The sequence below is a fragment of the Sphingobacterium siyangense genome (assembly GCF_007830445.1).
GTDB classification, from domain to species: Bacteria; Bacteroidota; Bacteroidia; order Sphingobacteriales; family Sphingobacteriaceae; genus Sphingobacterium; species Sphingobacterium siyangense.
In genome coordinates, this window is the sequence record NZ_VLKR01000003.1 from 182,800 (window position 1) to 199,356 (window position 16,557).

A 16,557-nucleotide genomic window follows, 5' to 3' on the forward strand; every position below is an offset into this window, starting at 1 on the left:
GACGTTTTTTATTTAATATGGTGGATAAATTGCACATTACATCGTGTTTAACAATCGGAATTTTTACCTTTGGTTTTATACTTTTCATTATGCGCGCAGTTATACAACGAGTGAAAAACGCCTCTTGTACGGTAGATAATCAGATTACAGGCCAGATCCAGAAGGGTTTAATGATTTTATTAGGAGTTGAAGAAGCAGACACAACAGAAGATCTTAAATGGTTAGGACAGAAATTCATCAACTTACGCATCTTCGAGGATGAACAGGGCTTGATGAATAAATCGATACAGGATATAGACGGAAATATCTTACTCATCTCACAATTCACCCTCTTTGCTCAAACAAAAAAAGGAAACAGACCTTCTTTTATCAGAGCAGCAAAACCGGATAAAGCCAAACCAATGTATGAAGAGATGGCTTTATTGTTAAGTCAATTGCTCCAAAAAGAGGTTCAACTGGGCATATTCGGAGCAGATATGAAAATCGACCTACTGAATGATGGTCCAGTTACCATCGTCATGGATACAAAAGATAAGGACAACTTTTAATTTTTTATTGAAAAAGATGACAATTAAAGAAGCACAAGACATTATTGACAAATGGATCAATAGTACCGGAGTACGTTATTTCAACGAACTGACAAACACCGCTATACTCATGGAAGAAGTCGGTGAGGTTGCCCGAATAATGGCTCGGCAATACGGAGAGCAATCTTTCAAAAAATCAGACAAAGAAGTCAATTTAGCAGATGAAATGGCCGATGTATTATTCGTTTTGATGTGTCTTGCCAATCAAACGGGAATTGATCTAACAGAAGCTCTGGAACAAAATCTTCAAAAGAAATCAATTCGGGATGCCGACCGCCATAAAAACAACGAAAAACTTAAATAATTGGAGATAGTATTGTTTGTACAACTCTTTGAGATAATATTTAAAGTTTTAAATCGAATACGATGTATAAATTCATAACCTATTCGCTCATAGCGAGCATATGCCTTGCCTCTTGTGCGACAAAACAACAGCTAAATTCTAAGGTCGAGCAGGCCAGTACTTTTAATAAGGCTGCCGTAGTCACAGCGCATCCTTTGGCTTCAGAAGTCGGCGTAAAGATTTTAAAACAAGGTGGAAATGCAATAGATGCTGCAGTTGCCGTGCAATTTGCTTTGGCAGTTGTTTATCCAAATGCAGGAAATATTGGCGGCGGCGGCTTTATGCTCTATCGCGATCATCGGGGTAATTTAGATGCCCTAGATTTTCGTGAGAAAGCTCCTCAAAAAGCATCCCGGGATATGTATCTCGATGCCCAAGGTAATGTTATTCCTGAGTTGAGTCTTTACAGTCAATTGGCCTCAGGCATCCCTGGGTCTGTTGCCGGTATGTGGGAAGCACACAGAAAGTATGGCAAGTTGCAATGGAAAGATCTCGTACTCCCAGCAATACAGCTCGCCAGAACAGGTTTTAAAATCAGTCAACGACAAGCCAATGAGTTTGAAAGCCATAAAGATCGTTTTGTCAAGCTGAATCCCTCTGGTGCTGCAATTATCAAAACCACAGCTTGGAAAACAGCTGACCCATTTATCCAGGAGGAACTCGCGAAAACGCTGGAAAGAATCGCAATAGAAGGGCGAGACGGCTTCTATAAAGGTAAAACGGCCGACTTAATTGTTGCCGAAATGGACAAAGGGAAAGGCATTATCAATCATCAAGATTTACTGGATTATCAGGCAATTTGGCGTACCCCAATTTCCACAAATTACAGGGGGCACAAAGTTATTTCCATGCCGCCGCCTTCGAGTGGGGGAACATCTCTTTTGGCCTTGCTCAAATCAGTCGAACAGTTTCCACTTCAACGCTGGGGCTTTCAAACCGATTCAACCATTCGTGTCATGGTCGAAGCTGAACGCTATGTATATGCCAATCGGGCCAAATATTTAGGAGATCCTGATTTTATTAGGGTACCCGTCCAACAGCTTATTGACTCCAGCTCAAATGCACATAAACTCAATTCATTCAATTTCCGTAAAGCGACATTAAGCAAAGATGTCAATGCAGATGTCATTCCTGGCTATGAAAGTGAACAAACGACACATTTCAATATCGTAGACGAGCAAGGGAATGCAGTATCCATTACAACAACACTCAATGATTCTTATGGCTCGGGAGTATTTGTGGCCGGCGCAGGTTTTCTCCTAAACAATGAAATGGATGATTTCTCTGTGAAGACCGGTGTCCCAAACATGTATGGGCTTACAGGGGAAAAAGCGAACGAGATTCAGCCCGGCAAAAGAATGCTCAGCTCAATGACACCCACTATTGTAGAAAAAGATGGCAAACTATTCATGGTTGTGGGAACCCCGGGGGGATCAACCATCATTACCTCTGTTTTTCAGACTATCCTCAACGTTATTGACTTCCGACAAAATGCACAATCTGCTGTGAGCCTGCCAAGATTTCATCATCAATGGCTTCCTGATCGCATTGATGTCGAAAATAACGCTATCAATTCCAATTTACGTGGCCAATTGACAAAAGATGGCTATACGATAAATCCGAGAGGGGCAATCGGCCGTGTGGAGAATATACTTGTATTACCAAATGGTAAATTACAGACAGGAGCCGACCCACGTGGAGACGATACAGCGAAAGGTTATTAGATTAAAAATGATTAAACTATTTGATGCAATCCCTATCTTACAAGAAACAACATATTATGATTCAAAGGAACTACAACAGGATTTTCAGAGCAACATTAGCGACCATATTTACGTTGATTTTATTTTCAAACTGCAAAATACTTCAAGGGCCTGATCTTACAAAGATACAAGTTGGTATGACCAAAGCACAAGTTATTCAAAAACTTGGAAAACCAGACGCTATTGTGGCTGCTAAGAAGTATCAGGAAGGCATCTTAGAAATATACGAATATAATACTCCTCAACTTGAAAATCCAGTAGATTCAGCCTCAGGATTTCGTCAATATTGGTTACATTTTTTTAATGACGAGCTGCAGGAATGGGGTACTAAACGTAATTATTCACCTCGAGAATACGATCATTATTACGAGAAATACAGAAGGCGTCATTAAGTACAAGGCATAAAAAAACCTGTTATCTTAGATAACAGGTTTTTTTTATAAGGATGAATCTTACATCATTCCACCCATACCGCCACCCATTGGAGGAGCACCAGCACCTACAGGGTTTTCTTCAGCTTCGTCAGCTAAGACACACTCGGTAGTCAATAACATTGAAGCAACTGAAGCTGCATTTTCCAATGCTACACGAGATACTTTAGTTGGATCAATTACACCAGCAGCGATTAAGTTCTCGTAACGGTCTGTACGTGCGTTGTAACCGAAATCTGCAGTTCCTTCTTTCACTTTTTGAACGATTACTGCACCTTCAATACCAGCGTTATTACAGATCTGACGTAATGGCTCTTCGATAGCGCGTTTAATGATGTCAATACCGATTTGCTCATCTTCGTTGTCACCTTTAAGGTTTACCAAGGCTTCAGTTGAGCGAATGAATGCAACACCACCACCAGCGATAATACCTTCTTCAACAGCTGCACGAGTTGCATGTAAAGCATCATCAACACGGTCTTTTTTCTCTTTCATTTCAACCTCAGTAGTCGCACCTACATATAACACAGCTACACCACCTGACAATTTTGCCAGACGTTCTTGTAGTTTTTCGCGATCGTAATCAGAAGTTGTTGTTTCGATTTGTGAACGGATTTGAGCAACGCGTGCTTTGATATCCTCTACATTACCAGAACCATTGATAATAGTTGTGTTATCTTTGTCAACTTGAACTTTTTCAGCTTGACCCAAGTAAGATAACTCAGCATTCTCTAATTTGAAACCTCTTTCTTCAGAGATAACAGTACCACCAGTTAAGATAGCGATATCTTCTAACATTGCTTTACGACGGTCACCGAAACCTGGAGCTTTAACAGCTGCAACTTTCAACGAACCACGGATTTTATTAACAACTAATGTTGCAAGTGCCTCACCATCTAAGTCTTCAGCAATGATCAATAATGGTTTACCAGTTTGAACTTGTTTCTCCAAGATAGGCAACAATTCTTTCATGTTACTGATTTTCTTGTCGTAGATCAAGATGTATGGGTTATCTAGTTCCGCTTCCATTTTGTCAGAATTTGTCACAAAATATGGCGATAAATAACCACGGTCAAATTGCATACCTTCCACAGTTTTTACTTCTGTTTCAGTACCTTTTGCCTCTTCAACAGTGATAACACCGTCGTTACCTACTTTTTCCATTGCTTGAGCGATCAAAGCACCAATTACTTCGTCATTGTTCGCTGAAATAGTAGCAACTTGTTTAATTTTATTATTGTCTTGACCAACTTCTTGAGATTGAGATTTCAAGTTAGCAACAACAGTTGCAACAGCTTTGTCAATACCACGTTTTAGATCCATTGGATTAGCTCCAGCCGCAACAGATTTGATACCTGGAGCAACGATTGCTTGCGCTAATACAGTAGCAGTTGTAGTACCGTCACCAGCTTGATCAGCTGTTTTGGAAGCTACTTCTTTTACCATTTGTGCACCCATATTTTCTAAAGCGTCTTTCAATTCGATTTCTTTCGCTACCGAAACACCATCTTTAGTAATTACTGGAGCACCAAATTTTTTCTCAATAATTACGTTACGTCCTTTAGGACCCAATGTTACTTTAACTGCATTAGCTAAAGTATCTACACCTTTTTTAAGGGCCTCGCGAGCCTCAACGTTATATTTTACTTGTTTTGCCATTGTTATATGAGTATTTAGTATTTCTAAGAAGCATAATTAGGCGTTGAAATAGAACCGTAAACCAATTTTATCTTTTAATACGTCTAATTTTAAAGCTTCACTAAAATAATCTATTGAATTCTTATTTGAGCCAGCAAGCTCATTTTTAAATAACCTGTTCGTATTAATTAGATAACAGCGTAAATATCAGACTCACGCATAATTAAGTACTCTTTTCCTTCATAAGTGATTTCAGTACCTGCGTATTTTCCATACAATACTTTATCACCAACTTTAACAGTTAACGGCTCGTCAACTTTACCTGTACCTACAGCAACTACTGTACCTTGAGATGGTTTTTCTTTCGCTGTATCGGGAATATATAACCCTGAAGCTGTTTTTTCTTCTGCAGGAGCAGCCTCTACTACTACTCTATCTCCGATAGGTTGGATACTTAATGCCATAATTAATTTACTTTTTATCTGTTATTGAATTTATTTTAATGTTATAATCGTTATAAACACATCATCTTTTATGCCAATTGTAAATAAGACAGCTTATAAGACAATTTTTCACAGAAAAGTTAATATCTCCATCGACAAAAATTCATTTTGCTGTCACACTGTCATTCCCGGCCTGCCAGTCTTACTTCCGTCGACCGCCATCCCAATAAAATTAACGGTACAGGTCTGCCTTAGACAAAATACCCAACATAAAAAAGCCCCGTCTGTGAAAACAAACGGGGCTCATAATTCTTTAATGACAACTATTTCTTAGCTTCTTCTGCTGGTTTTGTTGCCGGTGTAGTCACTGGGGCCTTTTCTTGCGATTGAGACGGAGCAGCTTGCTCTTGTCCCGCAGGAGCACCAGCAGGTTGTTGTCCAGTACCCAAATTCAATGGACCTTGTTGTTTAGGCGCTTCAATTTGACCTCCCAATCCACCTTTAGATGTACTTGGAGACGTACCAATAACATTTACACCTAAGCTAAATACCATAATGGCAATAACCATGATCCAGGTACCTTTTTCCAAAAAGTCACCTGTACGTTTTACTCCCATAAGATTCGTTCCACCTGAAAAACCAGATGACAAACCACCTCCTTTTGGATTTTGGATTAAAACCAAAAACGCTAAAATAATACTAGCTAATATGATTAGACCGATTAATAATCCTTGCATCTCTTTATGTTATTAATTTAATTTCTTTTCTAATTCTGTTATGCGTGCCGCAAAGTAAGCATTTTTTTCTGGATATTTCAAAACTAATTTTTTGTAAACCTCTATTGCTTTTGGATATAAGCCTTGCTCCATATAGATCTTTGCAAGCGTTTCGGTAACAAGTGAATGTTGATCTTCCGAACTTTTCCTAGCTTTATTCTCCAAGTCTAATTTTTCCGCTTGCAGAGGCTGAATCATAGGCTCCTCACGAATAAACTTCTCGATCACCTCATCAGTTTTACGTGGTATTTGAAAAGATATGGTCGTTTTAACCTCATCACTCAACTTTGCTTCAGGCGATTGTAAGTGAAAGATATTCTCCCGGATCTGTTGATCGAGTAGCTGACTATCCAGTTTCTCATGAATTTTAGCAATATCGTCATTGGAGGGCGTCATCGGGCCTAATGGAGATTTAACATAGGGCTGATAGGTATCAGCATATTCTAATCTCGTCTTATGCAACCACCATAAGAAACTGTATGGCATGGTATCATCATCATAGACCGAAACACGCTCTTGACCATCATCCATTATTTCGGCAACAGATTCCGATAGAACAGGTGTTACTAGTGCCGACTCCTCTGAATCGGCAATAATTTCTTGCTGCTGATCGCTTGACCGAAAATAATCTTTTGCAACCCCCGCTTGAATCAAACGATCCAATTCATCAACCTCCACCTTGGATAAAACTGGTTCAGCAACAATTTCGCTCTCAGTTTCAATTTCGACAATCCCATCATCGTCGCGAATTGCTCCATCCACTAGAAATTCATCTGAAGGCATTATTGTATCAGGCTCTGCCGCTGATTTACAATGCATAAATTCATACAACCAACTCGGAGAAGATGCATAGAGCAAAGTAGACGATAAATTCTGAACTGAACTATGCTTGCCAAAAACTTTACGCTCATAGACAAATCGCAGGCTTTGGGCATACGGGTATTTTTCAATCAATGCTAAAACAACATCTTCGGCCACGGTGTCCGGATGATTGATTGCTTGAAAAAAAAGCTCGTTATTGGAAAATGATATATTAAGATTCATCTTGGAAATAGAATTACCAATTAGCAAACGCTTTATTGTATATATCCTCAGTTAACATTTGAATAATTTCTTTACCCAAGGTCTCTTCTTGCGCGCTCTGAAGGTTTCCTGCAAATTCTTTAAATCGCGTAAAAGGTTGCTCAAAATCATCCTTCGGATTAATTTTATTATGATAGGTAACCTTGATTGTAATAGTCAATCTATTCATAGCTGCACGATCTGTCCCAGCTTCAACAGCTGCCGGACTTATCGAATACTCTGTAATAAATCCCTCAAAGGTAGCATCACCATCTTGATTCACCTGACTCAATCGAGATTGGTTACGGATACGCTCTTTCAGTGCCTCCGTAAAATTCTGACTTAAGGTCGGATAAACCAAAGGAGCTATATTTTCGAAATATTGAATATTGACTGTTTTCATTCCCTCAGGAATGGATCCACCAGTAAATCCATATTTTACCCCACAACTATTCATTACAAACAAAAAGGTTGTGGTGAGAAAAGCATATAAAATTTTTCTTGACAACATCTGTAAACCTTAATCTAAATTTAAGTCTTTAATTTTTCTGTACAAAGTTCTTTCAGAAATTCCCAACTCTTGCGCAGCAGCTTTACGTTTACCGCGGTGCTTTTTCAGTGCTTTCTTGATCAGATCAGACTCCTTATCAACAAGCGATAAAGATTCTTCAACTTCTTGAGCATCCTGCAGATATTCATCCTGTGCAACAGGACTTTTTAATACATTTGTCGTATTTGCCGGAGAATGTATCGTTAGCGTTGGGGTTGTATTATAATTTTCTGGATCCGCTTTCAATTGTGGTTCAATCTCTTGGTACAATTGATTAATGTAGGGAGAATTTTGATCAAATGTGCTAGAATCGACACCTTTCTGAATTAATTCAACCACCAGTTTCTTCAGATCAACCATATCCTTCTTCATATCAAATAAGACTTTATACAGCAAGTCTCTTTCTGAAAAATCCTCTTTTCCACCATTATTTGAAGGAACGACCGCTGGCAAACTCGTTCTGGATTCATTGGGCAGATAATTTTGAAGTGTATATGCATCAACAATGCGTTCTTTTTCCAAAACAGCGATTTGTTCCGCAACATTTTTCAGTTGACGCACGTTTCCAGGCCAGCTATAGTTGCGTAGCATATTCTGTGCATCTTCTGTCAGTTGAACCCCGGGTGTACGGTATTTCTCAGAAAAGTCCACAATAAACTTGCGAAATAATAAGTTGATATCTTCAGGTCTTTCACGTAAAGACGGTACGCGCAATGGTACAGTATTTAAGCGATAATAAAGATCTTCGCGAAATTTACCTTTTTGTACGGCTTCAAACACATTCACATTTGTCGCAGCAACCACCCGCACATTTGTCTTCTGTACCTTGGATGACCCTACCCGTATATACTCACCGGACTCCAATACCCGTAATAATCTTGCTTGTGTACCCAAAGGCAACTCACCTACTTCATCTAGAAAGATTGTTCCACCATCAACGACTTCAAAATATCCCTTCCTGGCTTCATGGGCACCCGTAAAAGAACCTTTTTCGTGACCAAACAACTCGGAGTCAATGGTCCCCTCTGGTATAGCTCCACAATTGACCGCAATAAAAGGGCCATGCTTACGGGAGCTCAATTGATGGATAATATGCGAAAAAACTTCTTTACCACTCCCACTTTCACCCTGTATTAATACGGAGATATCAGTTGGAGCCACTTGTCGTGCAATATCGATAGCACGGTTCAACAAAGGCGAATTACCGATAATTCCAAATCTATTCTTTATATCTTGGTTATCCATAAATTTCCAGTTGGAAATAAAACAATCTAAGTTTTCTTAATCAACAATCTTTCCTAATAATGTCGCAGAAGTACATGACTCGATAAGTACATTCACATAATCACCTTGTTTAAATCGAGGATCGATTGGAAATACCACCAATGCATTTTGATCATTACGACCGCAAAAATCGAACTCAGACCTTTTTGAAAATCCCTCAACAAGCACTTTACATACTTTGCCAACAAAATGTTGATAACGATATAAGCTATGATCGCGCTGTTTATTGATAACTTCTGTTAAACGACGTTTTTTTACATCCTCTGGAATATCATCTGCGTATCTTTTTGCAGCCAAAGTACCTGGCCTTTCCGAGTAAGCAAACATATAGGCGAAATCGTATTTGACATAATCCATCATAGATAATGTTTCCTGATGCTCCTCTTCCGTTTCAGTACAGAAACCTGTAATAACATCTGTAGAAATAGCACATTCAGGAATAATACGACGAATGGCATCCACACGTTCCATATACCATTCACGGTCATATGTACGATTCATCAATTCCAATACACGGGAATTTCCAGATTGAACTGGCAAGTGAATATAATTACAGATGTTTTCATGCGAAGCTATTGCATATAAAACTTCATCTGTAATATCTTTTGGATGGGAAGTAGAGAAGCGAATACGTAAAAGCGGGCTGATTTCAGCAACCATCGTAAGCAAGCTAGCAAATGTTATAGTTTCACCCGGTTCCTCCCCTTCAGCTACTGGAGCAGTATATTTGTAGGAATCCACATTTTGTCCCAACAACGTAACCTCCTTATAGCCTGCATTAAAGAGATCTTGGGCCTCCTTGACGATAGATTGCGGATCACGGCTACGTTCACGTCCACGTGTAAAAGGAACAACACAGAAAGAACACATGTTGTCGCAGCCACGCATAATCGAAATAAAAGCTGTTACACCGTTTGAATTCAAACGAACAGGATTAATATCGGCATACGTTTCCTCTCTAGATAACAAGACGTTTACAGCTTTAGCTCCATCGTCAACCTTATCAATCAAATTTGGCAGATCGCGATAAGCATCTGGCCCTACAACGACATCAACCAACTTTTCTTCCTCTAAGAATTTCGATTTCAAACGCTCGGCCATACACCCCAGCACTCCAACGATCATTCCAGGATTTTTTGCTTTAGCAGCTTCAAATTCCTTTAGACGATTGCGCACTCGCTGTTCTGCATTTTCGCGGATTGAACAGGTATTAATAAAAACCACATCAGCTTCCTGATAATTCTTGGTTGTTTCAAATCCCTTATCCAACAAAATAGAAGCAACAATCTCACTATCCGAAAAATTCATCTGGCAACCGTAACTTTCAATATACAGTTTGCGTCCATTACTTAAAATCGGATCCTGTTCTAATAATAATGCCTCACCCTGACGAGATTCGTCGTGTTCCTTAGTGGTATGTGTTAAATCTAGCATAGCTCGATATTCAATAGAATATAATTTTTATTATTTTCGATGGCGTAACCAATGCAATGACCGATCTTTTGCTGATCTGATTTTATGCCCTTAGTTATTTCAAAGACTACAAAGTTAGAAATTTAAATCCATATAATGACAGTTTGTCAGACAGAAATATGGTTTATCCTTTGTCAAATTTTAGGAGCAAATGGACCATATAAAAATTCTGACACGCTGTATTTCACAAAAAAAGCGTTGATTAAATCAACGCTTTCTTATGATTCAAGATCAATAGATTTGTTTCAGGAAAATATTCCTAAAAATGCTTACTGACCTGCTTGTTGTTTTGCTTCTTTTTTCATTTGATCACCTGCTACAATAACGATTTCAACACGACGGTTTTGAGCTCGTCCTGCTTCCGTATCGTTACTTGCAATTGGCTCAGAGAAGTTTCTACCTTCAGTTCTAATACGCGAAGACGCTAAGCCTTTAGATACCGCAAATGCACGTACAGAATTTGCGCGGTCCAAAGACACTTTTTCATTCGCAGCCAACGTACCTACATTATCTGTATGTCCGATAACCAGGATTTCAGTACCTTGTTCTTTGTTCAAGGTTGTTACCAAATTTGCGATATTATCTTTAGCTGACGCTTTTAAATCTGATTTATTGAAGTCAAATAAAATACCTGAATCAAACTTAACCACGATACCTTCCGCAGATTGCGTAACTTCAGCTCCTTCAACAGTTTTAGAAATCTCAGCAGCTTGCTTATCCATTTTTTTACCAATCAATACACCGGCAGCTCCACCAATGGCAGCCCCCGCTAATGTACCGATAGCCGTATTACCGGCTTTGCCACCGATCAATGCACCTAAAGCACCTCCAGCAACACCACCGATTACACCACCTTTAGTCGTATTATTTGTATTTTGGATGGTAGAACAACTTCCAAATAACATAGCTGAGGTTGCAACTGTCAAACCTAATACAGCTAATTTTCTATTCATTTTCATATGTATGCTATCTAAGACTTTTAATATTCAAATTAAATACCGTTCTACTAAAATCAAACAAAGTGCCAAAAGACATTTTTATCAACTTTTTTGTTACAAAACACTGAAAAAGGCCCTTAAAACTTCCAAAAATGACGTCGATACGCTACATAATTTTAAATCACCTTTTCCTACTCGTACAAACAGCTAACAGTAACAAAAGCAAAATGTTTTTATTTTTCTTGAGTCTTTACTTCAATATCAGGTAAAAGAGCTCCTTTAGGCCTTCCCTTTGCATTAAAGTCGTCCATAGATTGTTGTACGTAATGCATTAAATCATACTGTCCCCAATGCTCAGCCAGATCAAAAGATGGACGGTAACGTATCATAAAAGCATCTAATTCTGTACTATCCAGCTTCGTCAGATTTTTAACAGCTTCACGAGAGAAAATACGATCAACTTGTAATTCATCCTTCTCTTTGTCCATAAATCGCCCAAAACGTTTTGCATTCTTGGCTTCCCTTCCAAAAAGATTATAAAGGGCGGTTGCAGGACTACCCAGATAGGTTCCGAACTTATTTTTACCCCCATTATAAATACCCTTTTTAGCGTAATTATTCATGGCATCATTTAATTCGGCCTCCTTCGTTTTTCGCTCAACGATGACGGTCTCCAATCGTATCCCTTCTTGCAATTCCACATAAAACTCATTCAGGTTGGTCAGCACGGTTTTAACAGGTGAATACCCGACTTTGGTAAAAGACAGGGAGTCTCCTACCGATGCATCAATCGTAAAAACACCAAAAGAGTTACTCAACGTTGATCTGTGCGTGCGCATATTAAGCACCACAGCATCTCCAATGCGATTACCGTTCCCCTTTTGCAGCACCATTCCCGAAACCTTCTGCTGTTGTTGCGCAGTAGCTCCAAAATAGGTGAATAACAGCAAAAAAAGCCCTAATATATGTATATGTATTATTTTCATCCTATTATCTCTCTTCAATTACCCCAATTGGTTTCAGTGCGATTGTAAATCAACAATTTCATTGGGTCAAACATTCATTTCCGTAAGGAACAGCTTATAATTTATTTCAATCTTATTAATTCCCAGCTACACCTAACCTACTTTGTTAAAAGTAATAATAGTTTGACACTTGTACTGTTAAAAAAGTTTAAATATTCTTTGTTTATCATTTGTATGGATAAAAAACAAAATTAGCCCCTTCAGCAACTACAACAAACAAGCACATATAGTCTTTCGCAGGCTTATAGTTCTGAATAAAAGACGCTTTACGATCTTCTTGAATAATATCCATTTCTACAAACTCTTCCAGTGTCGAGGCGTTTATGCTCCATTTCGTCTCCAGTTCCTTACGATCTAATATCACTTCGCCAACGGAAACTTCATGCTGATGTGCGACAAAAATTGGGTAGTCAGAATAACCTTCTTCAACAATCTCCAGCGCTACTTCGCGGATTGATTCACTATAAAAATCGAGATCTACCTGCAGACTTTTTAATGGACTTTGCTCTGTAGACGGTGTATTTTCTTCTCTTGCAGATCCTGCAAATAAATCTTCTACTTCCATACTGTATGCTATTACTTCTTTAATTCCAATAAAACCACATTCTCAACGTGTTGGGTATGCGGAAACATATCTACTGGCTTGATCCGCTTCACCTCATATTTTTCGCCCAACAACACCAAATCGCGTGCCTGTGTAGCAGCATTACAACTGACATATACAATACGCGGTGATTCCATTTCTAACAAACGAGCTACAACGTCAGCGTGCATTCCTGCACGTGGTGGATCTGTAATCACCACATCTGGTTTTCCGTGTTCAGCTATGAAGGAAGGGGTCAACACATCTTTCATATCTCCAGCGTAGAACTTTGTATTCGTAATATCATTGATCGACGAATTGACTTTAGCGTCCTCAATGGCAGTAGGAACATACTCTACACCAACAACTTCTCTCGCCCTCTTAGCGACAAAGTTTGCAATTGTACCCGCTCCTGTATACAAGTCATACACCAACTCATCCCCCTTTAAATCGGCAAAGTCACGTGTGATTTTATACAGCTCATACGCTTGTGCAGAGTTTGTTTGATAGAACGACTTAGGCCCAACTTTGTAACGCAAGCCCTCCATCTCCTCATAGATAAAATCACGACCGGCATATACATGAATATCCTGGTCGAAGATTGTATCATTGCGTTTCTGGTTTACAATATATAACAGGGAAGCGACTTGAGGAAACTTTTCTTTAACAAATTCCATCAACAACTCAACCTGTCCTTCTTCCGGATATGCAAACACAACGATCACCATCATCTCCCCGGTTGAAGAAATACGGATAATCAAATTACGCAATACACCTGTGTGTTCACGCAAATCGTAGAACGTCATATCTTGACTAAGAGCAAAATCACGGATACTATTACGAACTTCATTTGAAGGATCTTCTTGCAAAAAACAATGATCGATATCTAAAATCTTATCAAAACGTCCAGGCACGTGAAAACCCAGTGCATTCATTTCTAATTGGGACGAATCTTCATCAACAGAAGTCAACCATTTTTTGTTTGAAAAAGTATATTCTAATTTATTTCTGTAATATTCTGTTTGCGCAGAGCCTAAAATACTTTCCATCGCCGAAGTATCTACTTTCCCAATACGCGAAAGGGCATTATCGACAGATTGTTGCTTAAATTTTAGCTGAGCATCATAGGTCATATGCTGCCACTTACATCCGCCACACACTCCGAAATGTTCACAAAACGGATCTACACGATAAGATGAAGCCTCTTTTAAACTGGTCACCCGAGCCTCCGCAAAATTCTTTTTCTTGCGCATAAGCTCCACGTCAACAACATCACCAGGAACAGCTTTTTCTACAAACAAAACCAAATCTTCGGTTTTTCCAACACCTCTACCCTCTTCGGCAATATCAATGATGGCAATATCTTTCAAGAACTTTTTCTCTTGCGGAATTCTTCTACTCATAGGGTGCAAAAATACAAATTTATACCGATTTTTCATCTGCATAAATGATTTATAGCCATTGATTATCACTGGCATAAACGAGTACCTGACAGGTATGATAAGTTTCGAACGAATAGAATACCGGGATCAGATTCGGACATTGTTCGTACCTTGTTCGGATGCGATACAGATCGTGTACCGTTGCTGATCAGATTCCGACCAAACGCTGAACAGGAATTATCTGTTCAGGGTCTGGTCAATAATAGTTGCAAGACTGTTCATCTCCGAAGGTGGTACGAACATAATACGAAGACAACCCGACAATACCATTAACGTTGCTGAGCATCATAAAAAAGTGAACATGCAAAAAAAGATAACGTCGTGAATTAGAAAGGGATGAGCGCGTTATAATAATGTTACTGAACTGTTGCCTGAACAAGATAAGGAAGGATCTCTTTCTGAAACGAAATAAAGTTTTTTCGCACATCGGCATCTGAGACGGCCGTAAAAGCAAAAGAAAACACAATACTCTTACTAGACTTGATCAAAAAGGTCAGCTTTTCTTCACTAATCGCTTCATTTATTTTTTCATTCTGAATGAATGTGCTTAGGAGCAGAAACTCCAAATCTTCAGAAAGCGTCTTTAGATATTCTTGTGCGTTCGCAGATTCCCGGATAAACTCCCAACCGATCAATTCATTGCAAGCCGTATAGGTCAGTCGGCTTACCCGCAAAATTGTTGAAGCCAAAAACGAAGCCATATCATCCTCATATTTGGTTGTTTTCAAAATATCCTGCAGACTCGCACGAAGATAATCCATGAGAATGGCATGCAAGATCATCTCTTTACTATCAAAATACTTGTACACCGTCGCCTTCGCAATCTTAGCTTTTTTTGCCAATGTGTTCACACTGGTTTTATGGTAGCCATTTTGACGAAAGAGCTCACGTGCTGTTCTTTTTATGGATTCAATAATATAATCTGGTTCCATATACGTTAGATCGTACGAATGTTGAAAGTCATCTACAAAGCTTAAAGACCAAAAAGCATCACATTATTCTCTTGCCTAATTATCGTAGAGAATAATGTGATGCCACAATCTTTACAATGATTAATTTATATTAATTCGGTCTCAAATTGAGACAAGAAACGCGTGTCATTTTCTGAGAAAAGACGTAGGTCTTTAATCACATATTTAAGGTTTGTGATACGTTCTATTCCCATACCAAATGCAAAACCTGAGTATTTTTTACTATCAATACCACAGTTATCAAGCACATTAGGATCTACCATACCGCAACCTAAAATTTCTACCCAGCCAGAGTACTTACACAAGTTACACCCTGCCCCTTTACAGATTGTACAGGAGATATCCATTTCTGCCGAAGGTTCAGTGAAAGGAAAATAGGATGGGCGGAAACGTACTTTGGTACCTTCGCCATACATCTCTTGAACAAAATGATATAAAGTTTGTTTCAAATCGGCAAAAGAAACATTCTCATCTACATATAAACCTTCTACTTGGTGAAAGAAACAGTGTGCACGGGCTGATATAGCTTCATTTCTATAAACACGTCCAGGCATTATCGCACGAAACGGTGGTTTACCGGCTTCCATTAAACGCACCTGAACCGAAGATGTATGCGTTCTCAATGTAATGTCATTACCTTCCTGTTTTTTGATAAAGAAAGTATCTTGCATATCACGCGCAGGATGTTCCGGTGGAAAATTCAACGCAGAAAAATTATGCCAGTCATCTTCAATTTCCGGCCCTTCTGACACAATAAAACCTAATTTCTTGAAAATTTCAACAATTTCTTTACGAACTAAAGAGATTGGATGTCTAGACCCCAGCTGAAAACCTTGACCAGGCAATGTTAAATCACTCGCAAATTCCTGTGATTTTTGCTTCTCACCAGACCCGAACTTTTCTTGTGCTTCTTTGAATGTATTTTCTGCGAACTGCTTAAATTCATTCAACACTTTTCCCAAAGTACGTTTCTCTTCAGGCGTAACTGTTTTGAATTCATCAAAAAGATTTTTCACAATCCCTTTGGAAACCAAAAACTTCAATCTGAAATTTTCTACATCGGCTGAAGAAGCTGGCGCAAATGCCTTAATCTCTTCAGTATACTGCGTAATTCTATCTTGCAACATAATTAGAGCAAACATAGCCAAAATTTCCGCTAAAAAGAAATTTTGAACTTCGACTGAGCATCATAAAAGAACACATAGCAGAAACAGCCTACTCGCTTGGGAGAAGGTAATCAGAATTCCA

Annotated in this window: 17 protein-coding genes; 4 read left to right on the forward strand and 13 right to left on the reverse strand. The window is 38.9% G+C overall.

The window, feature by feature from the left end:
• The first annotated feature begins 89 nt into the window (after positions 1–89).
• From dtd to IQ31_RS04685, 4 genes are all read left to right on the forward strand, one after another.
• On the forward strand, positions 90–548 hold the full coding sequence (gene dtd / locus IQ31_RS04670; protein WP_120333195.1) for a D-aminoacyl-tRNA deacylase: 459 nt from the start codon (positions 90–92) through the stop codon (positions 546–548).
• 16 nt (positions 549–564) lie between these two features.
• Positions 565–891, forward strand: coding sequence for a nucleotide pyrophosphohydrolase (locus IQ31_RS04675; RefSeq protein ID WP_145327211.1), 327 nt, complete (start codon positions 565–567; stop codon positions 889–891).
• A gap of 62 nt (positions 892–953) precedes the next feature.
• Positions 954–2,654: a gamma-glutamyltransferase gene (gene ggt, locus IQ31_RS04680; RefSeq protein WP_145327213.1), complete on the forward strand. Its 1,701-nt coding sequence runs from the start codon at positions 954–956 to the stop codon at positions 2,652–2,654.
• Positions 2,655–2,710: 56 nt separating this feature from the next.
• A complete protein-coding gene (locus tag IQ31_RS04685) occupies positions 2,711–3,085 on the forward strand; it encodes a hypothetical protein (RefSeq protein ID WP_075990822.1) in 375 nt (124 codons plus the stop codon).
• A 60-nt stretch (positions 3,086–3,145) separates the two neighbouring features.
• On the opposite strand, the gene groL is transcribed toward IQ31_RS04685, so the two are convergent.
• From groL to pheS, 13 genes are all read right to left on the reverse strand, one after another.
• Complete coding sequence (gene groL / locus IQ31_RS04690; protein WP_070561631.1) at positions 3,146–4,783, reverse strand: chaperonin GroEL; 1,638 nt, start codon at positions 4,781–4,783, stop codon at positions 3,146–3,148.
• A gap of 167 nt (positions 4,784–4,950) precedes the next feature.
• On the reverse strand, positions 4,951–5,226 hold the full coding sequence (locus tag IQ31_RS04695; RefSeq protein ID WP_088160030.1) for a co-chaperone GroES: 276 nt from the start codon (positions 5,224–5,226) through the stop codon (positions 4,951–4,953).
• A 302-nt stretch (positions 5,227–5,528) separates the two neighbouring features.
• The gene (gene secG, locus IQ31_RS04700; RefSeq protein WP_088160029.1) at positions 5,529–5,942 is read right to left on the reverse strand and encodes a preprotein translocase subunit SecG; all 414 of its coding nucleotides are present in this window, start codon (positions 5,940–5,942) and stop codon (positions 5,529–5,531) included.
• 12 nt (positions 5,943–5,954) lie between these two features.
• Positions 5,955–7,025 (reverse strand): hypothetical protein, encoded by a 1,071-nt coding sequence (locus tag IQ31_RS04705; RefSeq protein ID WP_145327215.1) that lies wholly within the window; start codon positions 7,023–7,025, stop codon positions 5,955–5,957.
• Between the two features lie 13 nt (positions 7,026–7,038).
• Positions 7,039–7,554 carry an LptE family protein gene (locus tag IQ31_RS04710; RefSeq protein ID WP_088160027.1) on the reverse strand — a complete coding sequence of 172 codons (516 nt, stop codon included), beginning with the start codon at positions 7,552–7,554 and terminating at the stop codon, positions 7,039–7,041.
• A 9-nt stretch (positions 7,555–7,563) separates the two neighbouring features.
• Complete coding sequence (locus IQ31_RS04715) at positions 7,564–8,838, reverse strand: sigma-54 interaction domain-containing protein (protein ID WP_145327217.1); 1,275 nt, start codon at positions 8,836–8,838, stop codon at positions 7,564–7,566.
• Positions 8,839–8,874: 36 nt separating this feature from the next.
• Entirely contained in the window at positions 8,875–10,311 is a 1,437-nt protein-coding gene (gene miaB, locus IQ31_RS04720) for a tRNA (N6-isopentenyl adenosine(37)-C2)-methylthiotransferase MiaB (protein WP_088160025.1), read from the reverse strand.
• A 308-nt stretch (positions 10,312–10,619) separates the two neighbouring features.
• Entirely contained in the window at positions 10,620–11,309 is a 690-nt protein-coding gene (locus tag IQ31_RS04725) for a YiaD family glycine zipper/OmpA-like lipoprotein (RefSeq protein WP_172462318.1), read from the reverse strand.
• A gap of 212 nt (positions 11,310–11,521) precedes the next feature.
• The gene (locus IQ31_RS04730) at positions 11,522–12,274 is read right to left on the reverse strand and encodes a hypothetical protein (protein ID WP_145327219.1); all 753 of its coding nucleotides are present in this window, start codon (positions 12,272–12,274) and stop codon (positions 11,522–11,524) included.
• 205 nt (positions 12,275–12,479) lie between these two features.
• Positions 12,480–12,878, reverse strand: a complete 399-nt coding sequence (locus IQ31_RS04735) for a hypothetical protein (RefSeq protein WP_088160022.1) — start codon at positions 12,876–12,878, stop codon at positions 12,480–12,482.
• Positions 12,879–12,889: 11 nt separating this feature from the next.
• On the reverse strand, positions 12,890–14,299 hold the full coding sequence (rlmD, locus tag IQ31_RS04740) for a 23S rRNA (uracil(1939)-C(5))-methyltransferase RlmD (RefSeq protein WP_145327221.1): 1,410 nt from the start codon (positions 14,297–14,299) through the stop codon (positions 12,890–12,892).
• A 395-nt stretch (positions 14,300–14,694) separates the two neighbouring features.
• Positions 14,695–15,270, reverse strand: a complete 576-nt coding sequence (locus tag IQ31_RS04745; protein WP_046674798.1) for a TetR/AcrR family transcriptional regulator — start codon at positions 15,268–15,270, stop codon at positions 14,695–14,697.
• A gap of 125 nt (positions 15,271–15,395) precedes the next feature.
• Complete coding sequence (gene pheS, locus IQ31_RS04750) at positions 15,396–16,436, reverse strand: phenylalanine--tRNA ligase subunit alpha (RefSeq protein WP_145327223.1); 1,041 nt, start codon at positions 16,434–16,436, stop codon at positions 15,396–15,398.
• Positions 16,437–16,557 lie beyond the last annotated feature (121 nt).

Bases quoted from the DNA above. Each gene is read 5' to 3' on its own strand.
- dtd (WP_120333195.1), top strand. From the start codon at position 90: ATGCGCGCAGTTATACAACGAGTGAAAAACGCCTCTTGTACGGTAGAT.
- IQ31_RS04675 (WP_145327211.1), top strand. From the start codon at position 565: ATGACAATTAAAGAAGCACAAGACATTATTGACAAATGGATCAATAGT.
- ggt (WP_145327213.1), top strand. From the start codon at position 954: ATGTATAAATTCATAACCTATTCGCTCATAGCGAGCATATGCCTTGCC.
- IQ31_RS04685 (WP_075990822.1), top strand. From the start codon at position 2,711: ATGATTCAAAGGAACTACAACAGGATTTTCAGAGCAACATTAGCGACC.
- groL (WP_070561631.1), bottom strand. From the start codon at position 4,783: ATGGCAAAACAAGTAAAATATAACGTTGAGGCTCGCGAGGCCCTTAAA.
- IQ31_RS04695 (WP_088160030.1), bottom strand. From the start codon at position 5,226: ATGGCATTAAGTATCCAACCTATCGGAGATAGAGTAGTAGTAGAGGCT.
- secG (WP_088160029.1), bottom strand. From the start codon at position 5,942: ATGCAAGGATTATTAATCGGTCTAATCATATTAGCTAGTATTATTTTA.
- IQ31_RS04705 (WP_145327215.1), bottom strand. From the start codon at position 7,025: ATGAATCTTAATATATCATTTTCCAATAACGAGCTTTTTTTTCAAGCA.
- IQ31_RS04710 (WP_088160027.1), bottom strand. From the start codon at position 7,554: ATGTTGTCAAGAAAAATTTTATATGCTTTTCTCACCACAACCTTTTTG.
- IQ31_RS04715 (WP_145327217.1), bottom strand. From the start codon at position 8,838: ATGGATAACCAAGATATAAAGAATAGATTTGGAATTATCGGTAATTCG.
- miaB (WP_088160025.1), bottom strand. From the start codon at position 10,311: ATGCTAGATTTAACACATACCACTAAGGAACACGACGAATCTCGTCAG.
- IQ31_RS04725 (WP_172462318.1), bottom strand. From the start codon at position 11,309: ATGAAAATGAATAGAAAATTAGCTGTATTAGGTTTGACAGTTGCAACC.
- IQ31_RS04730 (WP_145327219.1), bottom strand. From the start codon at position 12,274: ATGAAAATAATACATATACATATATTAGGGCTTTTTTTGCTGTTATTC.
- IQ31_RS04735 (WP_088160022.1), bottom strand. From the start codon at position 12,878: ATGGAAGTAGAAGATTTATTTGCAGGATCTGCAAGAGAAGAAAATACA.
- rlmD (WP_145327221.1), bottom strand. From the start codon at position 14,299: ATGAGTAGAAGAATTCCGCAAGAGAAAAAGTTCTTGAAAGATATTGCC.
- IQ31_RS04745 (WP_046674798.1), bottom strand. From the start codon at position 15,270: ATGGAACCAGATTATATTATTGAATCCATAAAAAGAACAGCACGTGAG.
- pheS (WP_145327223.1), bottom strand. From the start codon at position 16,436: ATGTTGCAAGATAGAATTACGCAGTATACTGAAGAGATTAAGGCATTT.